This window comes from Achromobacter veterisilvae, from assembly GCF_037619525.1.
Classification (GTDB): Bacteria; Pseudomonadota; Gammaproteobacteria; order Burkholderiales; family Burkholderiaceae_B; genus Achromobacter; species Achromobacter veterisilvae.
Window position 1 is genome coordinate 2,394,087 of record NZ_CP148753.1, and the last position, 25,006, is coordinate 2,419,092.

The 25,006-nt window shown below is 67.0% G+C and carries 23 protein-coding genes; 14 read left to right on the forward strand and 9 right to left on the reverse strand.

Annotation, left to right across the window (positions count from 1 at the left end; genetic code table 11):
* Window positions 1-3: 3 nt before the first annotated feature.
* The 4 genes from WHX56_RS11080 to WHX56_RS11095 are packed head-to-tail and all read right to left on the reverse strand — an operon-like array spanning window position 4 to window position 3,608.
* On the reverse strand, window positions 4-807 hold the full coding sequence (locus WHX56_RS11080; RefSeq protein WP_338881765.1) for an enoyl-CoA hydratase: 804 nt from the start codon (window positions 805-807) through the stop codon (window positions 4-6).
* 32 nt (window positions 808-839) lie between these two features.
* Window positions 840-2,036, reverse strand: coding sequence for a CaiB/BaiF CoA transferase family protein (locus tag WHX56_RS11085; RefSeq protein ID WP_129239588.1), 1,197 nt, complete (start codon window positions 2,034-2,036; stop codon window positions 840-842).
* A gap of 10 nt (window positions 2,037-2,046) precedes the next feature.
* Window positions 2,047-3,426, reverse strand: coding sequence for an amidase (locus tag WHX56_RS11090; RefSeq protein ID WP_338881222.1), 1,380 nt, complete (start codon window positions 3,424-3,426; stop codon window positions 2,047-2,049).
* Window positions 3,423-3,608, reverse strand: coding sequence for a hypothetical protein (locus WHX56_RS11095; RefSeq protein ID WP_338881223.1), 186 nt, complete (start codon window positions 3,606-3,608; stop codon window positions 3,423-3,425). The genes WHX56_RS11090 and WHX56_RS11095 overlap by 4 nt, the downstream gene beginning before the upstream one ends.
* Window positions 3,609-3,700: 92 nt before the next feature.
* On the opposite strand from WHX56_RS11095, the gene WHX56_RS11100 reads away from it, so the two are divergent.
* The 6 genes from WHX56_RS11100 (at window position 3,701) to WHX56_RS11125 (ending at window position 9,619) form a co-directional block, all read left to right on the forward strand.
* Complete coding sequence (locus tag WHX56_RS11100; RefSeq protein WP_129239585.1) at window positions 3,701-4,363, forward strand: GntR family transcriptional regulator; 663 nt, start codon at window positions 3,701-3,703, stop codon at window positions 4,361-4,363.
* A gap of 116 nt (window positions 4,364-4,479) precedes the next feature.
* Window positions 4,480-4,749 carry a XapX domain-containing protein gene (locus tag WHX56_RS11105; RefSeq protein WP_129239584.1) on the forward strand — a complete coding sequence of 90 codons (270 nt, stop codon included), beginning with the start codon at window positions 4,480-4,482 and terminating at the stop codon, window positions 4,747-4,749.
* A 116-nt stretch (window positions 4,750-4,865) separates the two neighbouring features.
* On the forward strand, window positions 4,866-5,558 hold the full coding sequence (locus WHX56_RS11110; protein ID WP_129239583.1) for a hydrolase: 693 nt from the start codon (window positions 4,866-4,868) through the stop codon (window positions 5,556-5,558).
* A gap of 52 nt (window positions 5,559-5,610) precedes the next feature.
* Window positions 5,611-7,227, forward strand: a complete 1,617-nt coding sequence (locus tag WHX56_RS11115) for an MFS transporter (RefSeq protein WP_338881224.1) — start codon at window positions 5,611-5,613, stop codon at window positions 7,225-7,227.
* Between the two features lie 96 nt (window positions 7,228-7,323).
* Entirely contained in the window at window positions 7,324-9,195 is a 1,872-nt protein-coding gene (locus tag WHX56_RS11120) for an amidohydrolase (RefSeq protein ID WP_338881766.1), read from the forward strand.
* Between the two features lie 10 nt (window positions 9,196-9,205).
* Window positions 9,206-9,619 carry a DoxX family protein gene (locus tag WHX56_RS11125; RefSeq protein WP_338881225.1) on the forward strand — a complete coding sequence of 138 codons (414 nt, stop codon included), beginning with the start codon at window positions 9,206-9,208 and terminating at the stop codon, window positions 9,617-9,619.
* Window positions 9,620-9,635: 16 nt separating this feature from the next.
* On the opposite strand, the gene WHX56_RS11130 is transcribed toward WHX56_RS11125, so the two are convergent.
* Entirely contained in the window at window positions 9,636-10,535 is a 900-nt protein-coding gene (locus WHX56_RS11130) for a LysR family transcriptional regulator (RefSeq protein ID WP_129239580.1), read from the reverse strand.
* A 168-nt stretch (window positions 10,536-10,703) separates the two neighbouring features.
* Between WHX56_RS11130 and WHX56_RS11135 the strand changes: the two genes are divergently transcribed.
* Window positions 10,704-11,600, forward strand: a complete 897-nt coding sequence (locus WHX56_RS11135; protein WP_338881226.1) for an AraC family transcriptional regulator — start codon at window positions 10,704-10,706, stop codon at window positions 11,598-11,600.
* Here the strand turns inward: WHX56_RS11135 and WHX56_RS11140 are convergent.
* Complete coding sequence (locus tag WHX56_RS11140) at window positions 11,545-12,486, reverse strand: LysR substrate-binding domain-containing protein (protein WP_129239578.1); 942 nt, start codon at window positions 12,484-12,486, stop codon at window positions 11,545-11,547. The genes WHX56_RS11135 and WHX56_RS11140 overlap by 56 nt on opposite strands.
* A 180-nt stretch (window positions 12,487-12,666) precedes the next feature.
* Between WHX56_RS11140 and WHX56_RS11145 the strand changes: the two genes are divergently transcribed.
* Genes WHX56_RS11145 through WHX56_RS11165 form a run of 5 tightly spaced genes read left to right on the forward strand, consistent with a single transcriptional unit; the run spans window position 12,667 to window position 17,682 of the window.
* On the forward strand, window positions 12,667-13,692 hold the full coding sequence (locus WHX56_RS11145; RefSeq protein WP_287755069.1) for an ABC transporter substrate-binding protein: 1,026 nt from the start codon (window positions 12,667-12,669) through the stop codon (window positions 13,690-13,692).
* A gap of 14 nt (window positions 13,693-13,706) precedes the next feature.
* Window positions 13,707-14,807 (forward strand): ABC transporter ATP-binding protein, encoded by a 1,101-nt coding sequence (locus tag WHX56_RS11150; protein ID WP_338881227.1) that lies wholly within the window; start codon window positions 13,707-13,709, stop codon window positions 14,805-14,807.
* Window positions 14,794-15,678 carry an ABC transporter permease gene (locus WHX56_RS11155; RefSeq protein WP_287755068.1) on the forward strand — a complete coding sequence of 295 codons (885 nt, stop codon included), beginning with the start codon at window positions 14,794-14,796 and terminating at the stop codon, window positions 15,676-15,678. Before WHX56_RS11150 ends, WHX56_RS11155 begins: the two co-directional genes overlap by 14 nt.
* A 4-nt stretch (window positions 15,679-15,682) precedes the next feature.
* Window positions 15,683-16,471 carry an ABC transporter permease gene (locus WHX56_RS11160; RefSeq protein ID WP_129239574.1) on the forward strand — a complete coding sequence of 263 codons (789 nt, stop codon included), beginning with the start codon at window positions 15,683-15,685 and terminating at the stop codon, window positions 16,469-16,471.
* A 47-nt stretch (window positions 16,472-16,518) separates the two neighbouring features.
* The gene (locus WHX56_RS11165; RefSeq protein ID WP_338881228.1) at window positions 16,519-17,682 is read left to right on the forward strand and encodes a Xaa-Pro peptidase family protein; all 1,164 of its coding nucleotides are present in this window, start codon (window positions 16,519-16,521) and stop codon (window positions 17,680-17,682) included.
* A 17-nt stretch (window positions 17,683-17,699) separates the two neighbouring features.
* Here WHX56_RS11165 and WHX56_RS11170 read toward each other — a convergent pair whose 3' ends face one another.
* Window positions 17,700-18,470 (reverse strand): extracellular solute-binding protein, encoded by a 771-nt coding sequence (locus WHX56_RS11170; protein WP_338881767.1) that lies wholly within the window; start codon window positions 18,468-18,470, stop codon window positions 17,700-17,702.
* A 296-nt stretch (window positions 18,471-18,766) separates the two neighbouring features.
* On the opposite strand from WHX56_RS11170, the gene WHX56_RS11175 reads away from it, so the two are divergent.
* Both WHX56_RS11175 and WHX56_RS11180 read left to right on the forward strand, forming a co-directional pair.
* Window positions 18,767-22,399: a DEAD/DEAH box helicase gene (locus WHX56_RS11175; RefSeq protein ID WP_338881229.1), complete on the forward strand. Its 3,633-nt coding sequence runs from the start codon at window positions 18,767-18,769 to the stop codon at window positions 22,397-22,399.
* Between the two features lie 293 nt (window positions 22,400-22,692).
* Window positions 22,693-23,421, forward strand: a complete 729-nt coding sequence (locus WHX56_RS11180; protein ID WP_208742347.1) for an META and DUF4377 domain-containing protein — start codon at window positions 22,693-22,695, stop codon at window positions 23,419-23,421.
* 5 nt (window positions 23,422-23,426) lie between these two features.
* On the opposite strand, the gene WHX56_RS11185 is transcribed toward WHX56_RS11180, so the two are convergent.
* Both WHX56_RS11185 and WHX56_RS11190 read right to left on the reverse strand, forming a co-directional pair.
* Entirely contained in the window at window positions 23,427-24,137 is a 711-nt protein-coding gene (locus tag WHX56_RS11185) for a DUF1971 domain-containing protein (protein WP_338881230.1), read from the reverse strand.
* A gap of 93 nt (window positions 24,138-24,230) precedes the next feature.
* On the reverse strand, window positions 24,231-24,950 hold the full coding sequence (locus tag WHX56_RS11190; protein WP_129239567.1) for a Crp/Fnr family transcriptional regulator: 720 nt from the start codon (window positions 24,948-24,950) through the stop codon (window positions 24,231-24,233).
* Between the last annotated feature and the right edge of the window lie 56 nt (window positions 24,951-25,006).

The window sequence follows — 25,006 nt, forward strand, 5'->3', positions numbered from 1 at the left end:
CGCTCAGCTTCCGGTAAATACAGGCTGCCGTTTCTCGCGGAAGGCTTGCTGCCCTTCCTGGTAGTCCCGGCTGAGAAAGCACGCGCGGACGGCTTCGTCCACGGCTTCGGCGGACGGGGCGGACGGCTCGCCGGCCAGATGCCGCAGGGCCATTTTCGCGGCGCGCAGGGTGAGCGGGGCATTGCCCGCGACTTCGCCGACGCGCCTGGCCACGGCCTCGTTGAACGCGTCTTCGGCATAGGCTTCCTGCACCAGGCCGATGCGCGCGGCCTCCTGGCCGTCGAGCGTCCTGGCCGTCATGAACAGGTCGGCGGCGCGGGCCGCGCCCAGCGTGTCGCGCATGCGCTTGAGGCCTTCCATCGCATAGCCCAGGCCCAGCCGCCCGGCGGGCATCCGGAAGCGCGAGCCCTGCGTGCAATAGCGCAGGTCGCAGGCCAGCGCCAGCGCCATGCCGCCGCCCATGCAGATGCCGCGTATCGCGGCGATCACCGGCAGGGGGCAGGCGCTCAGGGCGCGCATGGCGCCCGCCACCGCGGCGTCGTAGCGGGCGACCTGCCCGGGATCCTTGCGCTGCGAGGCGAATTCGGAAATGTCGGCGCCGGACACGAAGGCGCGGTCGCCGTCGCCCGCCAGCACGACGGCGCGCGCGCCTTCCCGGTTGCCGGCTTCCCCCAGGGCGCGCGCTAGGTCTTCCCACATCGACAGGGACATGGCGTTGTAGCGCGCGGGGTTGACGATGCGGACGCGCACGACGTTGCCGTCCAGGGCCACGTCGAGGCGGCCGGGGGCGGGGGATGAGGAGGTCAGGGTCATGGAGAAACTCCGCGTGGGCAGTCGTATCAGATCGCGCGGGCGTCGCGCAGCCGTTCGATATCCTCGCCAGCGTAGCCGGCCTCGAGCAGGATTTCCTCGGTATGTTCGCCCCAGCCGGGAGCGGTGCGCGCGATGTCGGCGGGCGTGCGGGCCAGGGTGACCGGCTGCGTGATCAGCGTGCGCTCGCCGCCTTGCCACGCGGGGCAGGTCCGGGCGGCCCCCAGGTGCCGCACCTGCGGGTCCTCGAACATCTGCGGCACGGAATAGACGGGGCCGGCGGGCACGCCCGCTTCATTGAGCAGCGTCACCCAATGGTCCACGTCCGCGTTCAGGAACATGGCCTGGATTTCCCGGTTCAGCCGCTGGCGGTTGGCCACGCGCAGCTTTTCGGTCGCGAATTCCGGGTCCGACTCCCAGTCGCGCCGTTCGAGCGCGGCGCAGAAGCGCTTCCAGTTGCCTTCGCCGGCGGCGCCCAGGTTGAACATGCCGTCCTTGGCGTGGAACAGGCCCATGGGGCTGCTGGTCGGGTGATCGTTGCCTTCCTGGCGGGGGACGTCGCCGTCGTTCAGATAGCGCGCCGCCTGGAAATCCATCATGGCGATCTGGGAATGCAGCAGCGAGGCGTGGACCCACTGGCCCTGGCCGGATTGTTCGCGTTCCAGCAGCGCGGTCAGGATGCCCAGCGCGGCATACAGGCCGGTGCTGGAATCGGCGACCGCCAGGCCGGCGCGCACCGGCCCCTGGCCGGGCAGGCCGGTGACCGACATCAGTCCGCCCATGCCCTGGATGATCTGGTCGAAGCCCGGCCGGCCCGCGTAGGGGCCGGTCTGGCCGAATCCGGAGATGCTGGCGAGGATCAGCCGGGGGTTGATCCGGCGCAGCGATTCATAGTCGACGCCCAGCCGCTGCTTGACGTCCGGGCGCCAGTTCTCGACCACCACGTCGGCCTCGGCCGCAAGGCGCCTGAACACCTCAAGACCCTCCGGCGTTTTCAGGTTGAGGGTCAGCGAGCGTTTGTTGCGGTTCAGGTTCTGGAAATCGCCGCTCCAGCGGTCGGCCGCGAACATGGCTTCGTTGGGATCGACGCCCGGCGGAGGCTCTATCCGGATCACGTCAGCGCCGAAGTCGGCGAGCATGCGCACGCAGGTGGGGCCGGCCCGCACGCGGGAGAGGTCTAGCACGCGGAAGCGCCGCAAGGCTGGCGAGGCGGAGAGTTGTGGCATGGTCTCGGCTTCAAAGAGAAGAGGGAAGGAAAGAAGCGGCGTGCGGACGCGCCTGCTCCACGTGGCGGGCGAATGCGAGCAGCCGGGCTTCCTGTCCGGGGCGGGCGATCGCCTGGATGCTGATGGGGCGCTTGCGGCCATCCAGTCCGATGGGGAAGACGATCGCGGGCAGGCCCAGGTAATTGACGAAGGACATCCAGCAGAACATGTCCAGCAGCCGGCGCGGTTCGAACGCCTCGCCGCCGGTCAGGACCTGGGGCCAGTCGGGCACGCCGCGCGGCAGCGCGGGCGTCAGGAGCAGGTCGGCGCGGCGCAGCGCCTGCGCGATGAACTGGCGGGCATGGGCGCCGCGCTGGCGCAGCGCGTCGAGATACCAGACGGCCGGCAGCGCCGCGCCCGCCAGCGCCACCGTGCGCGTGAGGGGAGTCAGGGCGGGCGCCTCTTCGCGCAAGGCGGCCTGGTGGGTGGCGGCGGCTTCGGCGTGCAGCAGGGTGTCCGCGAGCCGGCTCCAGGCCGGCAGGCCGGCAAGCGCGACGGGCGCTTGTACCGTGCCGGCCGGCAATGCGTCCACCAAACCTTGCAGGGCGTCGCGGACCTCGGCGTCCAGTTGCACGGCGGGATTCGGATGCTCCCAGCAGGCCGCGACGCGCCAATCGATTTTCCCGGGCGGGCCGGCCAGGGCGCCGGCGCCTTGCGGAAAGAGCCGCCGCGCCTGGGCCGGGGCGACCAGGTTTTCAAGGATCAGGGCGGCATCGGCGGCATCGCGGGCGAGAATGCCCGCGGTGTCCAGGCTGGGAGCCAGCGGCGCGATGCCGTGCGCGGGCAGCAAGCCTCTCGTGGGCTTGAGTCCCAGGATGCCGCAGGTGGCGGCGGGAATGCGCACCGATCCGGCGGTGTCGGTGCCCAGCGACCCATAGCACAGGCCGGCGGCCACCGCGACCGCCGAGCCGCTGGATGAACCGCCCACGGCCGCCCGCGCGTCGACCGGGTTCAGGGGCAAGGGGTAGTTCGGATTCTCTCCGGTCGCGCCGCAAGCATGTTCCGCCATGGCCAGCGCGGCCAGCGGCTGGCTGCCCGCGGCGTCCAGGCGGCGGATCAGCGTCGCCGCCGGGCCGGGCCGGCGGCTGGCCGACGCGGCCCGGTCCGTGCCGCAGCCGGGCGCGCGGCCCGGCAGCATGAAGATGTCCTTGTGGGCCAGGCCCACGCCGGCCAGGGGCAGAGACAGATCGGGCAATTGCTTGGGCGGGGCGAACACGCTGACGGCGCTGTGGCGCGAATCCGCGGCGAATGCCGCGCGCTGCCTGGACAGCGCGTCGCCCAGGCCGACGTCGCCCCGCAGCAGGGCGGCGCGCAGCGCCGCGATTCCGGCGGGCAAGCCGGCCGGCGTCATCGCAGGGGCTCCTGGCGGCGCGCCGGCGGCGCGAGGCGGACGAGGGTCTTGGCGACGCCGCGGATTTGCGCCTCGCTTGCCGGGATGCCCTGAAGCGCAAGGAGTTCGCGCACGCCAAGGGCCAGGGGCGGCAAACCGGCCCTGTCGTCCTGCAACGGCTCACCTCTGTCGGGAATACGCATTGCCACCCCTTCTTGTATTATTTGACGACTTATAAATATATTTATAGAACAAGCGATAATTTACAGCAACCAAATTTTTATACGTGGGCAGAATGAAAGTCAGTGAACGCATCCGCCTGGCCGTCGAGGAGGACATTCGCGCCGGCGTCCTGAAACCCGGCGACGCGATCGACGAGCAGGAGCTCGCCGCGCGTTTCGGCGTGTCGCGGACACCGGTGCGCGAAGCGTTGATCCAGTTGAAGGTGCAGGGCATGCTCGAGAGCCAGCCGCGCAACGGCATGGAAGTGGCCAGGATGGACGTGCAGGAATTGCTGGCCATCTGGGAGCTGATGGCGGAGATGGAAGGCGTGTGCACGCGGATGGCCTGTCAGCGCATGTCCGACGAAGAACGCCAGGAACTGGCGCGAATCCATCGCGACGCGGCCGCGCTGGTGGAGGCCGACGACGCCGAGGGATGGCGCGAGGCCAACCACGCGTTCCACGAGGTGCTTTACCGCGGCTGCCGCAATCCGTACCTGCGGCAAGAACTTCTGAGCCTGCGCGCCCGCACGGGCGCCTACCTGCGCCACGCGTTCAGCGCGGTGGGGCGGGTGCGCGCCTCGTACGAGCAGCACGGCGAACTGCTCGAGGCGATCCTGGCCCACGACCCGGAGCGCGCCCATCGGATGATGATGCGCCACATCAGCCTGGCCCAGGGCGCCAAGGGCCTGGCCGACTTCCTGATCAATCTGCCGCGCTCCATGGTCAAGAACTGAGGGGCCGGCGCCTCCACCGAGACGGATATACAAATTCCGCGATACGGCCGTTCTAGCGCCGTACCGGGATCTGCGGGAAAGTACCGACCGATGCCACTCATGGTTGGGAGCCCGCTATGTACCTCATATCCCTGGGCGCCGGCGTGCTCGTCGGCGTGATCTACGGGCTCATCCACGTCCGGTCGCCCGCGCCGCCGGCCATCGCGCTCGTCGGCCTGCTCGGCATGCTGATCGGCGAGCAACTCGTCCCCATCGCAAAACGCGTCATTCACCGGGAACCCGTATCCGTGTCCTGGTTCAGCAACGAATGCGCGCCAAAAATCACCGGATTGCCTCCCAGGACGGAGGGCAAGGACGGCGGCCAGGGCAATCCGCCCGCCGCCTGAGGGCGCGCGCCCGCGGCGCGGCGGCGCCAATGGGCGGCCGCCAGGCCTGCGCACCCGGCTCAATCCGGCATTCACGGCGATGTTTCGCCACAACCCGCTCGACCAAGGAGCTTTCCATGTCCAACCCGAAACTAGAACTGCTGACGCCGCGCAACTGCCAGATCATTTTCATCGACCACCAGCCCCAGATGGCCTTCGGGGTGCAGTCGATAGACCGGCAGGTGCTGAAGAACAACACCGTCGCGCTGGCCAAGGCGGCCAAGGTCTTCGGCATTCCCGCGATCATCACGACGGTGGAGACCGAGAGCTTCTCCGGCCATACCTATCCCGAGCTGCTGGACGTGTTTCCCGACCAGAAGCTGCTGGAGCGCACGTCGATGAATTCCTGGGACGACCAGAAGGTGCGCGACGCCCTGAAGGCCACCGGCCGCAAGAAGGTGGTCGTCTCGGGGCTGTGGACGGAAGTCTGCAACAACAGTTTCGCGCTCGAAGCCATGGACCAGGGCGGCTACGAGATCTACATGGTGGCCGACGCCTCCGGCGGGACGTCCAGGGAAGCGCACGACTACGCCATGCAGCGCATGGTGCAGGCCGGCGTCGTGCCGGTCACCTGGCAGCAAGTGATGCTGGAATGGCAGCGCGACTGGGCGCGCCGCGATTCCTATGACGCGGTCATGCAGATCGTCAAGGACCACTCGGGCGCCTATGGCATGGGCGTGGACTATGCCTATACGATGGTGCACAAGGCGGCGGAACGCACGGCGTCGAAGCACGAAGTCCTGGCGCCGGTCGCCGCCGGCAAGTCCTGATCCCTGAACCCGCCGCGGCGCGCGCGCCGCGGCATGCCAAAGCGAGCAAGACATGACCCAGGCAGCCACCGCCCGCCCGCAGGACGAGAAAGGCCCATCGCCGTTCGCTTCCCGCAACTTCACGGTCCTGTGGGTGGCGACCGTGCTCTCGAACGTCGGCACCTGGATGCACGACGTCGGCGCGGGATGGCTGATGACGTCGATGTCGCCGTCTCCGATGATGGTCGCGATGGTGCAGACGGCGACGTCGCTGCCGGTGTTCCTCCTGTCCCTTCCCGCGGGCGCGCTGGCCGACATCGTCGACAGGCGCCGCCTGCTGCTGCTGGTGCAGGTGGGGCTGTGCGCCGTGGCGGCCGCGCTTGCCTGGCTGGTCTGGGCCGGCCTGGCCACGCCCGTCGCGCTGTTGCTGTTCACGCTGGCGATGGGCACGGGCACCGCGCTGATCGCGCCCGCCTGGCAGGCCATCGTCCCCAGCCTGGTGCCGCGCGCATCGCTCCAGCAGGCGATCGCCATCAACAGCGTGGGCGTGAACATCAGCCGCGCCATCGGCCCCGCGCTGGCCGGCTTCCTGATCACGGCGGTGGGGCTGGCGGTGCCGTTCGCCGTCAACGCAATAAGTTTTCTCATCGTGGCGGTGGCGCTGCTGTGGTGGAAGCCGGCAACGGACCGCGGCAACTCGCTGCCCCCGGAACAGCTCTGGGGCGCGATGGCGGCCGGCCTACGCTACGCCCGCAACAGCAGCGCCTTGAAGGCCACGCTGGTCCGCGCCGTGGCGTTCTTCGTGTTCGCGAGCGCGTTCTGGGCGCTGCTGCCCCTGGTCGTGCGCACCGTGCTGCGGGGCGGGGCGGAGCTGTACGGCATCATGCTGGGCAGCGTCGGGCTGGGGGCGGTGCTGGGCGCCTTCCTGCTGCCCCGCATCAGGAAGGCTTGCGGGGCGGACCGCCTGGTCATGCTGGGCACCTGCGGCATCGCGGTCACGCTTGCCGTCGTGGCGCTGGTGCCGGTGCCGGCGGCGGCCATCGCGGCCAGCCTGCTGGCGGGCGCGTCCTGGATCGCGGTGCTGTCCTCGTTGAACGTATCCGCGCAGACGGCGCTGCCCGACTGGGTGCGCGCGCGGGGCCTGTCCATCTTCGTCACGGTGTTCTTCGGTTCGATGAGCGCCGGCAGCCTGCTGTGGGGGCAGGCGGCAAGCCTGTTCGGCATTCCGCAGGCGCTGCTGGCGGCCGCGATTTGCGCGCTGCTGGCCATTCCCCTGACCTGGCGCTGGAAACTTCAATTGGGCGCCCAACTGGATCTCGCCCCGTCGATGCACTGGCCGGCGCCCGTGCTGAGCACCGGCGTGCGCCACGACCGCGGGCCGGTCATGGTCACCGTGGAATACCGCGTCGACGCGGCGTCGCGCGAGGCTTTCCTCGACGCCATGGACAAGGTCGGCGAGCAGCGCCGGCGGGACGGGGCCTATGCCTGGGGAATATTCGAGCACACGGGCGAACCCGCGCACTACATCGAGTACTTCCTGGTGGCGTCCTGGGTGGAGCATCTGCGGCAGCACGACCGCGTGACCGTGTCGGACCAGGACCAGCAGGTTTCCGTGCGCCACTTCCACCAGGGCGACGCGCCACCGGTGGTTCGCCACTATCTGGCGCCCGACAGGGCGCGCAAGGAATGACCCATGACGGCATTCGACCGCAACCGCAGGACCACCGTTAAAACACTGGTCGCGTTGGGCCTGGCGCCCGGCGCGGCCCTGGGAAGGAGCGCATCCATGAAGACCGAACCCGATCTGATCCTCCACGGAGGCAAATTCACGACCCTGGACCCGTCCCGGCCCGAGGCCGAGGCGGTTGCCGTCAAGGACGGCCGCTACGCCGCGGTGGGGACGGCGGCCGAGATCCTGCCGCAAGCGGGGGCGGGCACGCGCGTCATCGACCTGGGCGGGCGCCGCGTCATTCCGGGCCTGATCGACAGCCACACCCACGTGATCCGGGGCGGCCTGAACTACAACATGGAATTGCGCTGGGACGGCGTGCCCAGCCTGGCCGACGCCATGGCCATGCTGAAACGCCAGGCGCAGAACACGCCGCCGCCGCAATGGGTCCGGGTCGTGGGCGGCTTCACGCGACACCAGTTCGCCGAAAAGCGCCTGCCCACGCTGGATGAAATCAACGCGGCCGCGCCGGACACGCCGGTATTCATCCTGCACCTTTACGACCGGGCGCTCCTGAACCGCGCCGCGCTGCGCGTCGTGGGCTATACGCGCGACACGCCGAACCCGCCGGGCGGCGAGATCCAGCGCGACGCCAACGGCGAGCCCACCGGCCTGCTGATCGCGCAGCCCAATGCGACCATCCTGTACTCCACCCTGGCGAAGGGGCCGAAGCTGGATCCGGACATCCAGCTCAATTCCACCCGCCATTTCATGCGCGAGCTGAACCGGCTGGGCGTGACCAGCGTGATCGACGCCGGGGGCGGCTTCCAGAACTATCCCGAGGACTACCAGATCATCGAGAAGCTGCACGCGGACGGCCAGCTCACGCTGCGGCTGGCCTACAACCTGTTCACGCAGAAGCCCAAACAGGAACTCGCCGACTTCCAGGGCTGGGGCAAGCAGGTGCGGCCGGGGCAGGGCGACGACCTGTACCGCCACAACGGCGCGGGCGAGATGCTGGTCTATTCCGCCGCGGACTTCGAGGACTTCCGCCAGCCGCGGCCGGAAATGCCGCCCAACATGGAGGCCGACCTGGAACCCGTGGTCCGCCAACTGGTGTCGCAGCGGTGGCCCTGGCGGCTGCACGCCACTTACGACGAAACCATCTCGCGCGCGCTGGACGTGTTCGAGAAGGTCAACGCCGACCAGCCCTTCGACGGCCTGCACTGGTTCTTCGACCACGCCGAGACGGTCAGCCCGCGCAACATCGACCGCATCGCGGCGCTGGGCGGGGGCATCGCCGTCCAGCACCGGATGATGTACCAGGCGGAGGATTTCGTGGAGCGCTATGGCGCGCCGGCGGCGGAGCAATCGCCGCCGATTTCGAGGATGCTCGCGGCCGGCGTGCCGGTGGGCGCCGGCACCGATGCCACGCGCGTGGCGTCCTACAACCCCTGGGTCTCGCTCAGTTGGCTGGTCACCGGGCGCAGCCTGGGCGGCCTGCGCATGTATCCCGCCGCGCAGCGGCAGAGCCGCGAGACCGCGCTGCGCCTGTGGACCGAGGCGAACACCTGGTTCTCCAACGAACAGGGGAAGAAGGGCCGCATCGCGGCGGGCCAACTGGCCGACCTGGTGGCGCTGGACCGTGACTACTTCACGGTGCCCGAGGACGAGATCATCGCCATCGAGAGCGACCTGACGCTGCTGGGCGGCAAGGTGGTCTGGGGGACAGGCAGCTTTGCCAAGGACGCGCCCGAGGTGCCGCCGCCGGCGCCGGACTGGTCGCCGGTGCGGGCCTTCGGCGGCTATTTCTCGCGCAAAACGGCCAGCCAGAACGGCTACCTCGCGTCGGTGGCGGCCCGTTGCGGGTGCGCCAGCGCCTGCGCCGTGCATGGCCACGCGCACATGGCGGCGGCAAGCCGCGACATGCCGGTATCCGACGCGGCTTCCTTCTGGGGCGCGCTGGGTTGCGCGTGCTGGGCGGTCTAGGGGCGGCGCCATGACGACTCATCCTGGCGCGGCCTGGCCTTCGTCGCCGCTGCGGGGCCGTCTGGCCCGGCTCGTCCTGACCCTGCCGTTCTGGTGGAGCGGCGTGAGCAAACTGCTGGACTTCCCGTCCGCGCTGGCCGAGGCCGCGCATTTCGGCCTGCACCCGCCGGCGCTGTACGCGGTACTGGTGATCGCCGTGCAGTTGGGCGGTTCCATCCTGCTGGTCGCCGGGGCCTGGCCCTGGCTGGCGGCGGGCGTGCTGGCCGCGTTCACCCTGGCGGCATCGGTGATGGGCCACGCATTCTGGAACCTGCCGGACCCGCAGGCCAGGTTTCATGACATGAACGCCTTTCTGGCGAACCTGGGCCTGATCGGCGGATTGGCGCTCGGCGCCCTGACAGCGCGGGCCGCCGGGAAACGCTAGCGCACTAGCTAGCGCACTACGCTTCCAGGCTTTCCGTCATGCGCGCGTAGCGGCCTTCCAGGAACTCGACGAACGCGCAGATATTCGTCGATTGCTGGCGGTGCTGCGGGTAGACCGCGCTGACGGGCAGCGGCCGGGGAGCGTGGTTTTCCAGCACCGCGACCAGTTCCCCGCTGCGCAGCGCCCCGCCCACGATGAAGCGGGGCAATAGCGCGATTCCCAGGCCGGCGATGGCGGCGTCGCGCACGACTTCTCCGTTGTTGGAAAGCAAAGGCCCGCGCGCCTCGAACGACTGCTGTTCGCCATCCACGGTGAACGGCCAGCCGTTCTTGGCCTCCCGGCCGTACAGCAGGCAATTGTGGCGCTGAAGGTCCAGGGGCGTCAGGGGCAGGCCGCGTTCCCGCAGATAGGACGGGCTGCAGCAGGCCACCATGCGCAGTTCGCCCAGGCGGCGAGCGATCAGCGTGGAATCGGGCATGGCGCCGATGCGCAGCGCCATGTCGAACGCCTCGCCGACCAGGTCGACGTGGCGGTCGTCCAGGATGGCCTGCAATTGCAGGGCGGGGTGCTGGGCCAGGAACTCGGCAATCAGCGGGGACAGATGGCGCAGCCCGAAGGACATGGGCGTGCTGACTCTGAGCGTTCCGTGCAGTTCGGTGCGCCGCAGCGCCATGGCCTGTTCCGCCCTGGCCACGTTGTCCAGTATGCGCTGTGCATGCGCGTAGAACTCCCGGCCCGATTCGGTCACGGTGAGCTTGCGCGTATTGCGCACCAGCAGCCGGACCCCCAGCGATGCCTCCAGGCCCGCGATCCGCCGGCTGACGAATTGCTTGGACAGCAACAATTTCTCTGCGGCGGCCGTGAAACTGCCGGTGTCGACCGCGGCGGCGAAGATACGAACGTCGTCGAATTGCATAGCGCCCGCTTGAATCGATGGCCGGCCATTTTACCCAGGGCGGATGCGCGGCGGGCGCATTCTGCGTCAACCGGAGGGCGACAATGAATCGCGCGCGGCCTACTTGTCACGATGAGTGGCTAGGGTACAGTTCCACAACATTGGAGCGCATCACCAACGGAGGTACCCATGCAGCCTACCGAGAAGTCGCTGGCCGCTCCGGTCACGCATCCTCCTCACTGCATCGCGGCCCTGCGCACGCCCCTGCTGGCGGCGGCCAGGTTCCGGCACGTGGGCGACCACGCCGATGCGCATGTGCAGGCCATTCCCCAGGCCCGCGCGTATTCGGTGATCTTCCAGATGCAGGATTTTGCATCGCACAAACTGTGGGTGGATCAACGACTCGTCCATGCCGGCGGCCACTCCAAGGCCTCCATGGCGTTGACCGACCTGACCAACGCCTACGCCTGCCAGCACCTGTCGGACTATGACAACGTGCGGCTCCAGATCCGCAACGACGTGCTCGACGAATTGGGTGGCGAACTGTTCGCCGGCAAGGTGCCCGGGCTGCGTCAGCAGCAGGGCACGGAGGACGCGACCATGCGGTTGCTGGTCCAGGCGCTGCTGCCCAGCCTGATGCGCCGCGAATCGGGCGACGAAATGTTCATCGAACATCTGACGCTGGCCATGGTCGCGCATCTGCTGCGCCGATACGGACAGGCCGGCCTGCGGGACGCCGAGGGCCGGTCCGCGGGCAAGCTGAGCGGGCGGCAACTGGCCAGGGCGACGGAATATGTCGAGGCGCACCTGGCGCAGAACATCGCGCTGGCCGATATCGCGAACCATTGCGGCATGTCGCGGGCCACGTTCGCCAGGGCGTTCAAGAGCGCGATGGGCATGACGCCGTTCGCGTGGGTGCGCGAACGGCGGCTGGAGCATGCAATGGGACTGCTCAGGCGGTCCGACCTGAGCCTGGCGGACATTTCGGCCGAGTGCGGCTTTTCCGACCAGAGCCACTTCGCGCGGATCTTCACCCGGAATGTCGGGGTCGCTCCGCGCGCCTGGCGGTCGGAACAGCGGAAATAGCGGTGCTTTCGGCCAGTATCCATTCGGCCAGGCGGGTAGCCGCTTCCGTGGGCGGGTCTTCCTCGCGCACGCACAGGTAGTAGTCCAGCCCCGTGTCGAGGCGCTGCTCGAACGGCTGCGTCAGGCGGCCGGCGGCAAGTTCCCCTTCAATCAGCGCCAGGCGCATCAGCCCCACCCCAAGGTCCGCCAGGACGGCGCCCAGCGTGAGCTGCGCATCCTCCAGCAGCGGACCGTTCAGCCGTTCCGGCCGCACGCCCGCCTGCGCGAACCAGGCGGCCCAGCGCGCGCGGTCGCCATCGTGCACCAGCGGCGCCTGCGCCAGGTCCCGCGCATGCTTGAACGGCCCATGGCGATCGGCAAAGGCCGGCGTGCAGACCGGCACCACGGCGCCCGCCAGGAGGCGCGTGGCCTGGCAGCCGGGCCAACGGCCGGCGCCAAAACGGATGGACAGGTCCGCCGAATCGCTCGGATACGTGCCGTGCATGGCGTAGACCACGTTGATGCCGATGTCCGGATGTTCCCGCATGAAGCGTCCCAGCCGCGGCAACAGCCAGCCGGTGCCCAGCAGGCCCGTCACGCCCACGGTGACCTGTGTCAGCGTGGCGCGTTCCTGCGCCTGGCGCGTGGCGCTGCGCAACACGGTGAATGCCGTGTGGATCGAGCGGTAGTAATCGCGCCCTTCGTCCGTGAGGCAAAGCGAACGGCCCTTGCGCATCGTGAGCGGCGTCTGGATATAGCTTTCCAGCAGATGCAGTTGATGGCTGACGGCGGACGGCGTGATGTTCAGCTCGGCGGCGGCGTCGGCGATGGAACCATGCTGGGCGAACGCTTCGAATGCGCGTATCGCCCGCAGGGGCGGCTCGGGGGTATCGCGTTCGGAGATCATGGGGATTCACTCAAAAAATTCATGTATTGAATTTCAATCAGTTGTTTGCGGATTTGCTGCCCTATAGTCACCACGAAAACAAGCCGTGCTTATATTGTTCGGTTCAAAGCATATATGAATTTTTTCGATGTGAATTGACCGATAGGCATCCAACTCGATTCATGATTCAAGGGGAACACAATGAAGGCGAAGGTATTGGGCGGCATGATCCTGGCTTGCGTGGCCGCCGGCGCGCAGGCCGATGGCGGCAGCATCACCCTGGCTTCCTGGGGCGGTTCGTTCCAGAAGGCGCAGCGGGAAGCCTGGTTCACACCCGCCGAAAAAGCGCTGGGCCTCACCATCAGGGAAGACACCACATCCGGCCTGGCCGATGTGCGCACCCAGGTCGCGTCCGGCAAGCCCGCGTGGGACATCGTGCAGCAGGGCAACCAATCCTGCCCCTTGATGGAGAAGGAAGGCCTGCTGGAAAAGCTGGACCCGGCCATCGTCGATACGACCGGCATTCCCGACAACATGAAGTCGGACTATTGGGTCGCGGACGTCGTGTACGGCGTCGTGATCAGTTGGAACAAGGAGGCCCTAAAGGGGGCGCCGCCGCAGAATTGGAAGGACTTCTGGAACACGCGCGAATTCCCGGGCATGCGTTCCCTGAGGCGTTCCCCCCTCTACAACATCGAGGCCGCGCTGCTGGCCGACGGCGTGGCGCCTTCGGACATCTATCCGCCCGATGTCGATCGGGCCTTCCGCAAACTGGCCGAGCTAAAGCCCAGCGTGGGCGCATGGTGGGGGTCGGGCGCCGAATCCGTGCAGCTCATGCAGCACGGGGAAGTCGATATGTCCGGGATCTGGAACGGACGCATCCAGGATCTGATCACCGAAGACCCGAGGATGGACTTTTCGTGGAACCAGCAGATCGTGCTGTACGACTGCCTGGCGATTCCCAAAGGGGCGAAGAACAAGGAAGCCGCGATGAAAGTGCTGGCTTATCTCGTCAAGCCCGAAACGCAGGCGCGCCTGTCCACGCTGATCAACTATGCCCCGGCGAACGAAAAGGCCTATGAAACCGGCATTATCAGCCCGGAGCTGGCGGCCCGGCTGCCGAACTCGCCGGAGAACCGCGCGGGCGCCGTGGTGCTGGATACGCAATGGTGGGCGCAGAACTATGACGCCATGTCCAAGCGCTTCGACCTGATGCTGCAACGCTGAAGGCGGGGACAGCCATGACGGATGCGAAACAGCGGGGCCTGCCCATCGCGGTGGAGGGCCTGTGCAAAGCCTATGGCGCGCAGACAGTGCTGGACCAGGTGGACCTGGAGGTGCGCGGCGGGGAGTTCCTGACCCTGCTGGGCCCGTCGGGCTCGGGCAAGACCACGCTGCTGATGGCGCTGGCCGGCTTCGTGCAGCCGGACGTCGGCGATCTGCGGTTCGGCGGCCGCAGCATGGTGTCCGAGCCGGCGCACCGGCGCAACATCGGCATGGTGTTCCAGAGCTATGCGCTTTTTCCGCACATGACCGTGGGCGAGAACATCGGCTACCCCTTGCGGCTCAGGAAATGCGCCAAGGCCGAGATCCGCGAGCGGGTCGCCGGCGCGCTGGAACTGGTGCGCCTGCCGGGCGTGGCCGACCGGCGCGTGAGCCAGTTGTCCGGCGGACAGCGCCAGCGGGTGGCGCTGGCGCGAGCGATCGTCTTCGAGCCCGCGATTTTGCTCATGGACGAGCCGCTCTCGGCGCTGGACAAGCAACTGCGCGAGCAGATGCAGCGCGAAATCCGGCAACTGCACGACCGCCTGGGCGTCACGACCGTGTACGTCACGCATGATCAGCGCGAAGCGCTGACCATGTCGGACCGCGTCGCGGTGATGAACCGCGGCCGCATCGAGCAGATCGCCGGCGCGCGCAGCATCTACCAGCGGCCCGCCACGCGCTTCGTGGCGGACTTCATCGGCGAATCGCATTTCCTGCCGGTCAGGCGCGAGGGCGGCCGGCATCTGGTGTCCGGGCGGCCGCTGGCGCTGCCCGCGGGGCAGGATGCGCCGGGCGGCGACGAGGCATGGCTGATGTTGCGTCCGGAGAATCTGATGCTGGCGGACGCCGCGCCGGATCCGGCCTGCAATCTGTTGAGCGGCGTAGTGGCGGATACGGTCTTCCAGGGCGAAAGCTCCCGCCTCTTCGTCCGCCTGGATGACGGCCTGGAGGTGTCGCTGCGCCTGGGGCCCACGCAGATCCGCGAGTCCGGTGTCGCGACCGGCCAGAAAGTGACCCTGGCCCTGCACGTCGAAGACACCGTGCTCATTCCCAAGGAGGCCCATGATGGCCGCTGACGCGACCTTGCCGCGCGCCCAGGCCTCCCGCGCCGCGCGGGCGCGCCATGGCCAGTGGCGCCTGCTGCTGCTGGCCGCGCCGGCGCTGCTGTTGCTGGCCGTGGTGCTGCTGGGCCCGATCCTGTGGCTGTCGGCCCTGTCCGTCATCGGCCCGGACGGCCTGACCTTCGCGAATTACGAGCGCCTGTGGCACGGCGCCTTCCTCTACAGCTTCCGCACGACTTTCGAACTCGCCTTGCTGGTGACGGCGGTTTGCGCGCTGCTGGCCTATCCCCTGTGCTACCTGATGGCGCGGGTATCGGCGCGCGCGGCGGCGCTGCTGATGCTCTGCGTATTGCTGCCGTTCTGGACTTCGCTCCTGGTGCGCACCTACGCGTGGCTGATTCTCTTGCAGCGGCGCGGGGTCATCAACGGCTGGCTGGCCGACCTGGGCCTGACCGACACGCCGCTGCGCCTGGTCCACAACTTCACCGGGACCGCCATCGGGATGATCCACATCATGCTGCCCTTCATGGTGCTGCCGCTCTACGCCAGCATGCGCGCCATCGCCGCCGACTACATGCAGGCGGCGGCCAGCCTGGGCGCCACGCCGGGGCAGGCTTTCCGCCAGGTGTACCTGCCCCTGTCCCTGCCGGGGCTGGCCGCCGGCTCGGTGCTGGTCTTCGTGCTGTCCCTGGGTTTCTACGTCACGCCGGCGGTCCTGGGGGGCGGCCGGGTCGTCATGTGGTCCATGCAGATCGAACGCAACATCTCGCTCTACGGAGACTGGGGCGCCGCCAGCGCCCTGGGCGTGGTGCTGCTGGCCGTGACCTTGCTGTTCATCTGGCTGCTGGGCCGCGTGTTCGGTCTTGAAAAACTCCTGGCGAGGTAGGGCGATGCAGAATTCTTTCCACACGCGCGCGCCTTGGTGGCTGACGCCCGTCTGCGCGCTCATCGTCCTGTTCCTGGTGGCGCCCACGCTGGTGGTGATCCCCATGAGTTTCTCGGATTCGCGCTTCCTGACCTTTCCGCCCAGCGCCTGGTCGCTGCGCTGGTATCTGGAGTACTTCCAGAGCCTGGAGTGGCGCGAGGCCACCTGGGTGTCGCTGCGGGCGGCGGCGGGCACCACGGTGCTGGCCACGCCCCTGGGCCTGGCGGCCGCCTATGCCGCGGCCCGCGCGACGGCCGGCCATGCGCGCTGGCTGCGGCTGGTGTTCCTGCTGCCGCTGGCCCTGCCGGTCATCCTGTGCGGGGTAGGGGTGTTCCTGCTGTATGCGCGCCTGGGGCTGAACAACACGCTGCTCGGGCTGGTCCTGGCGCATACCTGCCTGGCCCTGCCGCTGGTGTTCATTACCGTCAGCGCCGCCTTGGCCAGCTTCGACTTCAGCCAGGAGATGGCCGCGCGCAGCCTGGGCGCGCATCCGCTGCGCGCGTTCCGCGACGTGACGCTTCCGCAGATCCGCTTCTCGGTGATGGCCGCGGCCATCCTGGCCTTCATCACCTCGCTGGACGAAGTGGTGGTGGCGCTATTCATCGCCGGCGGCCCGAGCGCCACGCTCACCAAGCGCATGTTCAATTCCCTGCGCGATGAAGTGGATCCGGCCATCGCGGCGATCTCCACCCTGCTCATTCTCGTGTCGGTGGCGCTGCCGCTGGCCGCGCGGGCCCTGCAGCGGCGCCGTTGACGTCGAACCGTCTTCTTCCACAACGACTTACCTCCGGAGACCCCACAATGGCGCTACATTTTCCGCGCGAGACGTTTTTCGACCGCATACGGGCAGCGCGCAAGCGCATGCAGGCGGAAAACCTGGATGCCTTGCTGCTGTTCGCCCAGGAAAGCCACTACTACCTGACCGGGTTCGACACGGCGGGCTACGTATTCTTCCAGTGCACGATCCTGACGGCGGACGACCGGCCTCCCATCCTGCTGACCCGCCGCCCCGACCTGGTCCAGGCCCAGCGCACCTCCATCGTCGACGACATCCGCATCTGGTACGACAATGAGGGCGCGGATCCCAGCATCGACCTGAAGGCCATCCTGGAGGAATTGGGGCTGGCCGGCAGGCGGGTCGGCATGGAAACCGACAACTTCGGCCTGGTCGGCAAGAATCATGCGCGCGTGCAGGCCCGCCTGGCCGACTGGTGCAGGCTGGTCGACGCCTCGCACCTGGTGCGCGCCTTGCGGGTGGTGAAATCGGAAGCGGAACTGCGCTACGTGCGCGAAGCCGCGAGCCTGGCCGACGACTCCCTGCTGGCGATGCTGGAAGCGGCGCGGCCGGGCGCGTTCGAAGGCGATATCGCGGCGGCGGGGGCGGCGGTGCAGTTCCGGGGCGGCGGCGATCCGCCTCCGGGCGGCCCGGTGCTCGGATCCGGCGATCGCGCCTTGCTGGTGCGCACCGCCACCGGCTATCGGCACCTGGACGAGGAAGACCAGCTCACGCTGGAGTTCGCCGCCAGCTACCGGCACTATTGCGCCTGCCTGATGCGCACGGTGGCCATCGGGAAGCACGATCCGCGGCAGGAGCGCATGTTCGACATCACGCTGGAGGCGCTGACCGCGATGACGGCCGCCGCGCTGGCGGGCAATCCGTTGGGCGATATCGACCAGGCCCACCGCCGCGTGTTCGACCGGCACGGCTACGGCCATGCGCGCATGGCGGCTTGCGGCTATTCGCTGGGAGCGACCTTCCGGCCCAGTTGGATGGACGTGCCGCCGCTGCTGTTCGCCGAGAACGGCACGCTGGCCGAACCGGGCATGGTGCTGTTCCTGCACGCCATCCTGATCGATACGCCCAACAACCTCGCCATGTCGCTGGGCCACACCCTGGTGGTGTCGGAGAGCGGCGCGCCCGAGGTCCTGAGCAAGCTCAAGCCGGCCTACCGCGTGTGCCGCTAGCGGCGCAGGGGGGGGGCTCAGTCCGTCTTCCAGCCCCACTTCCGGAAGATGGCCCTGCCCTCGGGCGCCGCGAGGAAATCGGCGAAGGCCCGCGCCTGCGGATTGGCCTTCCCCTTTTTCGTCACCACGACGCCCGCGTCCCGGTAGATGCGGTACGGCTCTTCGATCTCGACCACGCTGGCCAGATCGGGATTCGACACCTGCCAGATGTTCCAGATCAGCCAGGCGTCGATGGTCTGGTCCTCGGTCCACTGCTTGCGGGCCTGCGCGCTGTTTCCCGCTTCGGGCAGGACCAGGTTGGCGCGGAAGGCGCGGACGGTTTCGATATCGCCCAGGCGGCCGGCCACGTCTTCCCACAGGCCCGTCTGCCCCGCGCCCGACACCGCCATGACCTTGATGCCCGGTTTCAGCAAATCCTTGAAGCCGCCGATGCGCTTGGGATTACCGGGGCGCACCAGGATGGCCGACGGCCGCAGGTACAGCGTGCGGGCGTCCCGCAGCTCGAACACGCCGGGCAGCGCCGACGCGAAGCCGCTCATCATGTTCTCGGCCCCGCTATAGATCACGTCGGCATCCTGCCTGGCCTGTTCGGCCCAGGCGGGCGTGGGGCCCGCGGTGACCTCGACGCGGATGCCGTGCTGCTTGCCGAACGCCTCGGCGGCTTCCTTCATGGCTGGGGCGGGGCCGCCGGGGCCGTACACGTTCAGATCCTGCGCGGCCCACGCGGCATGGGCGGCCAGGCAGACCACGGCGGCCATGCCGCAGGCAAATTTTCCGATCGACTTCATATCAAGCATTCCCGCTCTGCGCCGATGCGCGCGGTAGAGGACGCCGCGGACGGCGCGATCGGCAGGTTGGTCTGGACGCCATGCCGCGCGGTCGTGCTGCGCGGCGCGGCGTTTGCGGCATGTCATTGGGATGGACGCGCAAGAGGAGACGAATATTCCCCGAGCGACGCTGCCAGCAGAATGTCTTTTGGTCGCGGCGGAATCGGCGTTATGGTCAGGATGGCTTGTAACTCTGTGTCAAAATCCAATGCTTAACGTATTAAAAGCACATCCGGAATTGAAAGGGACGCGTTGGCATGGCAGCTATGACAAATGAGGATGGGGCTCGTTCCAAGGATCAAGAGGCACTCTCCGCTCTGAGGCTTTGGCAGACTTTTGAATATCTCAGTCCGCAAAAGCCGCCCGTTCCGGAGCTTCGCAAGGATCATTGCGTATGGGCGCTTTCTCCTCAGGCGCCGGGCGACGATCAAATGCCCTGGAAAGACCCGCAGAAGCTCGAACGTCTGCGAACGTTGTTCCGCCATCGCAAGCGTTTCCTGCTTTTTGGCGGTATTGTCCCGGGCGCTGATTTCATCGAATCCGCGCGGACCTTGTTGGATGCGCCCGTACTGGATCTTTCCGAACAACGAGCGCCGGCGGACGCAGCGGCGTTCGTTATTCCCATCGACGAGAACGGATATGTTTCAGGCAGGATTTTCATCAGTTCCGTTCCCTGGGCCATGGGGTGCATGAGCGCTGCGCAAGCCGGCGCCGCACGCTTCAATTTTTCGGGGTTCTTCGGTGCAGACGGGGTATACGAGAAAATCGCCGCCAAAGTGGATTTGCTACTTGTCGCACGCCAGTTGATCCTGGAGCCGGAAACGGGCAAGGAGGCCATAAAGCGCGCCGAAGAAGAACCGATTGAGCCAAGAGTGAAACGGCGTCCGCTTGATGCCGCAGATGTCCGTGATATCTCGGATCTGGTATTCGAAGCATGTGGCTGGGCGCCGCAGAGCCAGAGCGACTGGATCATCCAGGCGCAAAAGGTATCTGAGAAATCGGATGCCAAACGGCCTGAAGATCCCTTGAACAGCTTCTTCGCGGAAGAGCTGGAGCGGGTCGAGCGCGAGTATGTCTCCCGCACTTGCGGCAACGCCTTGACCCAGTATCTGGAGATGCCCAGGCATCCCGAGCGTGTCGATGTGGATGCCGCGCGCGATTGCCTGGTCGACGGAGTGCATCCCCGCTTTATGCCGTTGTCGTGCTGGCCCGCCAAGTTTCCGCTGGTGACGGCCCAACAGTTTGCCGTGAACGCCGTTATGCGCGATCTGGCGGAGCAAGGGTTGTTCTCGGTGAACGGCCCGCCCGGGACTGGCAAGACGACCATGCTCAAGGACATTGTCGCATCCGTGGTGCAGCAGCGTGCGGATGTCCTGTACGAGTTCAATGATCCTCTGCAGGCATTCAAGCAGAAGCTCGAAGTGGAACGCCACCAGTATCCGGTGTGGGAACTCGACGAGCGACTGCGCGGCTTTGGCATCGTCGTCAGCAGCGCAAACAATGGCGCTGTGGAGAACATTAGCAAAGAGCTTCCGGGGGTAGGCGCAATCGATCCGAGGATTGATATCGACTACTTTTCGGAAGTGGCGGATTCCGTGGGATTGCGTGAGCGTGACAAGGAACGCCAGCCTCAGCGGCAGCGCTGGGGGATGGTTTCCGCGGTGCTGGGCAGCCAGGCAAATCGGGGCGCCTTTCTCAGCCGATTCTGGTATGGCATTCGCGATAACGCGCCTGCGGGAAAATCGGCAGAGGCGGATCCACCCAAGGCGCCCAATCCATTGCGTCCCTTCACGCTGCCGGAGTGGGTAGAGGAATTTGGCGCCCAAGTTCCTTCCTGGACCGAAGCGAGATCCCGTTATGCCGAAGCTAGGGCGAAGGTCCGCAGCGCGTTGGAGCGGGCGGGCACATTGGCGACCCAACTGAGGGAAACCGAACGGCTCTTGCCCGAAATCGAGCAGCTCAAGCAGTCCCGAACCATGCTCGAATCAGCCTATCGGGCGGCGATGAGCGAGGAGGCGAATGCTCGCGCAGCGCTGGACGCGGCCAGTGGCGAGTTTGAAGCGTCCAAGCGGGCGCTGGTGTTGTTCGAAAATCTGCACTCGGCTCGGGATGCCTTCAACCAGGCCCAGGAGGCCCACGCGGCGCTCTTGCGCGACAAGCCGGCAAAGACCCCTGACGAGTTCCAGCAGATACTCGCGCACCTGCGGATGGACGTGGAGGTATTGCGAGATGACCGCCAAGCGCATCAAGCGATACAGCCAGGCCTGATGAAGTCGATCTTCAATCGTGCATCGGCCAGAGCTTGGCAGGCCCGCTATGACGATCTCAATGCAAGAATCGATGAAAAGCATCGGCAGATAAGCGCTCTGCGGTCCGAGGAAACCGGGGCCTCCACCTGGCATGATCGGGCGGCCCGCCTGGAGCAGGAAGTCCTTCGGGCGCAGGCCGTTTACGATGCCGCCGTCAACTCACTGAGCGAGCGGATCGCCGACCCTTCGACCGCTTTCGATTCCGCCCTGAAAGCGGTTCAATTGGCGGAAGACGCTTATCGGCACTGCCTCACGGTAGCGGAGATCCGCAGCCAGGCCGTCGTTGAGCGTAAGGGCGCCTGCGCCCAAGCGGAACAGGCGCTGCACGGCAAGCAGGCCTTGCTGGCCCAGTATCGGCAAGCGCTGGTCGACGCCGGTTTGGGAGACCCCCCAAGTGCCGCCTGGAACTTGTTCGGCGTATCGCGAGACGTTTTTCATAGCAGCTCGCCCTACCAGGATGAGGAAGTATTCAAAGCCAGGCGCGAGCTTTTCGTGGCGGCAATGGAGCTGCACAAGGCTTTTGTTGTGGCGGCGTGGCGCAAGCTGAAACCCACGCTATACGCTTTCGCGTCCCTTTTGCAGGGGCAGATCAACGCCAACCAGTTCCGTTCCGGCCCCATGCCGCTGTGGGACACCTTCTTCCTGGTTGTCCCCTTGATATCGACGACGTTTGCGTCATTTCCAAGGTTGTTTCGAGGCGTGCGGGAGGAGCAATTGGCATGGGTGCTCATCGACGAGGCTGGACAGGCCGCGCCTCAACAGGCCGTGGGGGCCTTGTGGCGTGCCAAGCGGGCAGTGATCGTAGGCGACCCCCTCCAGTTGGAACCGGTGGTGGGCGTGCCGAAAGAGCTTACCGAACCGTTGCGCGAACGCTGCGGCGCGGATATTCGCTACGTTCCCCCCGCAGCGTCTGCGCAGACGCTGGCGGACCATTCCAATCGGTTCGGCACGTACCTGGATCGGGATGGCACGGACAATCGGATTTGGCTGGGAGCGCCGTTGGTGGTGCACCGCCGTTGCCTGAATCCCATGTTCGATATTTCCAACAAGATCGCCTATGGCGGAAAAATGGTTTACGGTGCGGGCAAGGACAGCCTCGACGAAGCCGTGCCCGACAGCCAGTGGATCGATATGCCGGTTCACGGCGCCGATGGGCATTGGATCCCGGACCACGGCGGGCGTGCCATGTCCATGGTCGAAACGCTGATAGAAGGAAACCTGCGAGACGCCGAGGGCAAACTCAAGGTCTATATCGTGACGCCCTTCAAACGGGTTGCCGAACAGATGACCGATCTGCTCGAACCCCGTTATGGCCGGAAGAATTCCGATGAAATGTGCGGCACTGTTCACACCTTTCAAGGCAAAGAAGCCGACTATGTCATTTTCCTGCTGGGCGGAGATCCTTTGAAGCCGGGCGTTATTTCCGGTTTCGCGGGGAAAACCCCCAATCTGGTCAACGTTGCCGTGACGCGCGCGAAGAAGCGCTTGTATGTCATTGGAAACCTGGCTTACTGGACCGGGTCTTCGGATGTTCACGGCTACTTCAAAGGCATGGCCGAGGCATTGGCCGCTGACTTCTAGTGTTCCGACTGCCGTAGACCCCGCGCGAATCGATTCGCGGCGCGTAGTGCCAACATCGTTTCCAACTGTAATCTCCCTGGTTTATCGCTATGGCGGGTCGGCAAGATTTGGAAACGGTCTGGCGGCCAGTCCGCCAGATCCGTCCATGCCCCGGACGTAGAATGCCGCTTTTCATCAGTGCCATCCGGCTGAAAGGACCCACCATGAAAAGAACCATCCTCCTTGCGTCCGTATGCGCCGCGCTGCTGCAAGCTTGCGCTCCGGCTTCCTCTCCTCGCGAAGGATCGTCCTCCATGCCTACCAACGCCGCCACCTCGCCCGCCAGCCCTGCCGTGACCCTGCCCGCCTATTACTGGCGCCTGGCCTCGGCCACGGATGCTTCGGGCAAATCCATCGCCGCGCTCCAGGCCGGGGTCGAACACCCGTTGCGCCTGGCGTTCACCAGCGACGCCTTGAACATCCGCGGCGGCTGCAACGCGCAATTCGGCGGATACACCTATAAGGATGGCGTGCTGCACGTTGCAAACCTGGCTTCCACGATGAAGGCGTGCGAACAAAGCCTGATGCAGTTGGACGCCGAAATCGGCCAGCGCATGAAAGGCGACCTGCGCGCGACGCTCAGCGGCGATGCCGCCGAACCCGGGCTGGAACTGGTGGCCAAGGACGGCAGCGTGCTGACGTTCGTCGGCGAACCCACGCCCGAAACCCTCTACGGCAGCGCCGGCGAGATCCGGTTCCTGGAAGTCGCCGCGAAAAAGGTGGAATGCAGCCACCCCATGATTCCCGGCTACCAGTGCCTGATGGTGCGCGAGCGCCGCTACAACGAGGCGGGCATACAGCAACCCGCCAAGGACAAGTGGCATCCGCTGTACCAGTCCATCGAAGGCTATGAGCACCGCGATGGCGTGCGCACCGTGCTGCGCGTGAAGCAGTACGACTGGAAGAATCCGCCCGCGGACGCGCCGTCGAAGGTGTACGTGCTGGATATGGTGGTGGAGCAGGACGCTTCCGGCAAGAAGTAGGCGCCTCAGGCGCCGCCAGGGGCCGGCGGCTCCGCCTCGCCGGCCCGGCAGAAGGTGATCTGGAAACTGCCCGGCAGTTCGAACGCCACGTGGTGGCGGACCTGGGGCTCGATCACCACCTGCTGCCCCGCCGCCAGCACCACTTCGGTGTGCGGCGGGTCATCCAGCGTGTAGCGCAGCACGCCCGCATGCACCTTCAATAAACCCCAGGTCCCGTCCTTGGTCGTATGCGCCGAGCGCAGCCCGGCCGGCAGGTTGTCGGGCGTGAACACCGGGCTTTCCCGATAGGGCCGCACGCCTTCCGGCAGCGTGTCGGGCAGGCGCGGCAGCGACTGCCGCGTCTGCCACACGCTCCAGAGCTTGGCCGCGATGCGCTCGGCCATGGCGTCGGCCTGCGCCTGCAGGGCCGGGTGGTCCAGCCCGGCGGTGACGCCGTGGAACAGGGCCAGCCAGCGCTGGAACAAAGGCCATGACAGGTCCGGGATGCGCGCATGCGCCGGGATCGGCGCGCCCTTGAAGCGGCGCGTGCCCAGCAGCAGCGAAGACCAGAAGTCGCACAGCATCTCCAGGTGATGATCCCAGTCCGCCACGCGCGCGTTGAAGATCGGCCCCAGCGTTTCGTCCTGGCGCACCTGCGCATAGAAGCGGTGCACCAGCCGCCGGATAGCTTCTTCAGTGATCGGCGGGGAGGCGGGAGCGGGGGCGGACAGGGGCATGGCGGGGCAGGGGAGACGATCTGTCCGCATTGTCCGTTGCCGCCGCCGCCGCGCCGATGACAAAAGTCATTGGCGCCAGGCCGAGTCCCCGCTTCAGAACGGCCGCTTCGCCGTCGTCGCCAGCCTGGCCAGGTGCGCGGGGTCATGCACGGCCCATTGGCGGCGCTTGCCGCTGATATAGCCCTGCGTCTGCCAGTCGTTGAGCAGGCGGCTCAAGGTTTCGGCGCGGATGCCCAGGTGCGCGGCGAGCTGGCGCTGGTTCAGTGGCAGCGTCACCATCGCGCCCTGGCGCTCGTGCAGTCCCATCAGGTAATTGGCCAGCCGTTCGGGCGCGGAGCTGGAGGTCATCCAGTCCACCTTGTTCACCTGGTCGTACAGGCCCTTGCTGAGCGCGGCCAGCAGCTTGAGCGCCAGGTCCGGCCAGCGCCGGCAGGCGTCGTGCAGCGAGCGGCGGCTCAGCCGCCAGCCCAGCAGCGCGCTGCGGGCGCGCGCCTGCATCGGATAACGGCCGTGAGGCATGAACATGGCCGCCTCGGCCATCAACTGGCCGGGTTCGAACACGCGGAACACCCGTTCGTCGCCGTTGTAGCCATAGCGCACGACTTCGGCCTGGCCGCTTTCGATCAGCAGATAGTGGAGCGCCTCGTCGCCTTCGCCGAACAGGACCTGCCCCGCCTCGGCGCGCAGCGGGCTGGCGCCGCGCAGCAGGTCGGCGGCCACTTCGGGAGCCATGCCGGACGGCAGGCCCTGCAGCAGCGGGTGCCTGGCCAACAGATCGGCCGGGCCCGGCCCGGGCAGATTGATATTTGTCATTCTGGGTCTTTCAGCGTGAATGGGAGAATCTTAAACGATAACAATTCTTATTTGAA

Bases quoted from the DNA above. Each gene is read 5' to 3' on its own strand.
- WHX56_RS11085 (WP_129239588.1), bottom strand. From the start codon at position 2,036: ATGCCACAACTCTCCGCCTCGCCAGCCTTGCGGCGCTTCCGCGTGCTA.
- WHX56_RS11090 (WP_338881222.1), bottom strand. From the start codon at position 3,426: ATGACGCCGGCCGGCTTGCCCGCCGGAATCGCGGCGCTGCGCGCCGCC.
- WHX56_RS11095 (WP_338881223.1), bottom strand. From the start codon at position 3,608: ATGCGTATTCCCGACAGAGGTGAGCCGTTGCAGGACGACAGGGCCGGT.
- WHX56_RS11100 (WP_129239585.1), top strand. From the start codon at position 3,701: ATGAAAGTCAGTGAACGCATCCGCCTGGCCGTCGAGGAGGACATTCGC.
- WHX56_RS11105 (WP_129239584.1), top strand. From the start codon at position 4,480: ATGTACCTCATATCCCTGGGCGCCGGCGTGCTCGTCGGCGTGATCTAC.
- WHX56_RS11110 (WP_129239583.1), top strand. From the start codon at position 4,866: ATGTCCAACCCGAAACTAGAACTGCTGACGCCGCGCAACTGCCAGATC.
- WHX56_RS11115 (WP_338881224.1), top strand. From the start codon at position 5,611: ATGACCCAGGCAGCCACCGCCCGCCCGCAGGACGAGAAAGGCCCATCG.
- WHX56_RS11120 (WP_338881766.1), top strand. From the start codon at position 7,324: ATGAAGACCGAACCCGATCTGATCCTCCACGGAGGCAAATTCACGACC.
- WHX56_RS11125 (WP_338881225.1), top strand. From the start codon at position 9,206: ATGACGACTCATCCTGGCGCGGCCTGGCCTTCGTCGCCGCTGCGGGGC.
- WHX56_RS11130 (WP_129239580.1), bottom strand. From the start codon at position 10,535: ATGCAATTCGACGACGTTCGTATCTTCGCCGCCGCGGTCGACACCGGC.
- WHX56_RS11135 (WP_338881226.1), top strand. From the start codon at position 10,704: ATGCAGCCTACCGAGAAGTCGCTGGCCGCTCCGGTCACGCATCCTCCT.
- WHX56_RS11140 (WP_129239578.1), bottom strand. From the start codon at position 12,486: ATGATCTCCGAACGCGATACCCCCGAGCCGCCCCTGCGGGCGATACGC.
- WHX56_RS11145 (WP_287755069.1), top strand. From the start codon at position 12,667: ATGAAGGCGAAGGTATTGGGCGGCATGATCCTGGCTTGCGTGGCCGCC.
- WHX56_RS11150 (WP_338881227.1), top strand. From the start codon at position 13,707: ATGACGGATGCGAAACAGCGGGGCCTGCCCATCGCGGTGGAGGGCCTG.
- WHX56_RS11155 (WP_287755068.1), top strand. From the start codon at position 14,794: ATGATGGCCGCTGACGCGACCTTGCCGCGCGCCCAGGCCTCCCGCGCC.
- WHX56_RS11160 (WP_129239574.1), top strand. From the start codon at position 15,683: ATGCAGAATTCTTTCCACACGCGCGCGCCTTGGTGGCTGACGCCCGTC.
- WHX56_RS11165 (WP_338881228.1), top strand. From the start codon at position 16,519: ATGGCGCTACATTTTCCGCGCGAGACGTTTTTCGACCGCATACGGGCA.
- WHX56_RS11170 (WP_338881767.1), bottom strand. From the start codon at position 18,470: ATGAAGTCGATCGGAAAATTTGCCTGCGGCATGGCCGCCGTGGTCTGC.
- WHX56_RS11175 (WP_338881229.1), top strand. From the start codon at position 18,767: ATGGCAGCTATGACAAATGAGGATGGGGCTCGTTCCAAGGATCAAGAG.
- WHX56_RS11180 (WP_208742347.1), top strand. From the start codon at position 22,693: ATGCCTACCAACGCCGCCACCTCGCCCGCCAGCCCTGCCGTGACCCTG.
- WHX56_RS11185 (WP_338881230.1), bottom strand. From the start codon at position 24,137: ATGCCCCTGTCCGCCCCCGCTCCCGCCTCCCCGCCGATCACTGAAGAA.
- WHX56_RS11190 (WP_129239567.1), bottom strand. From the start codon at position 24,950: ATGACAAATATCAATCTGCCCGGGCCGGGCCCGGCCGATCTGTTGGCC.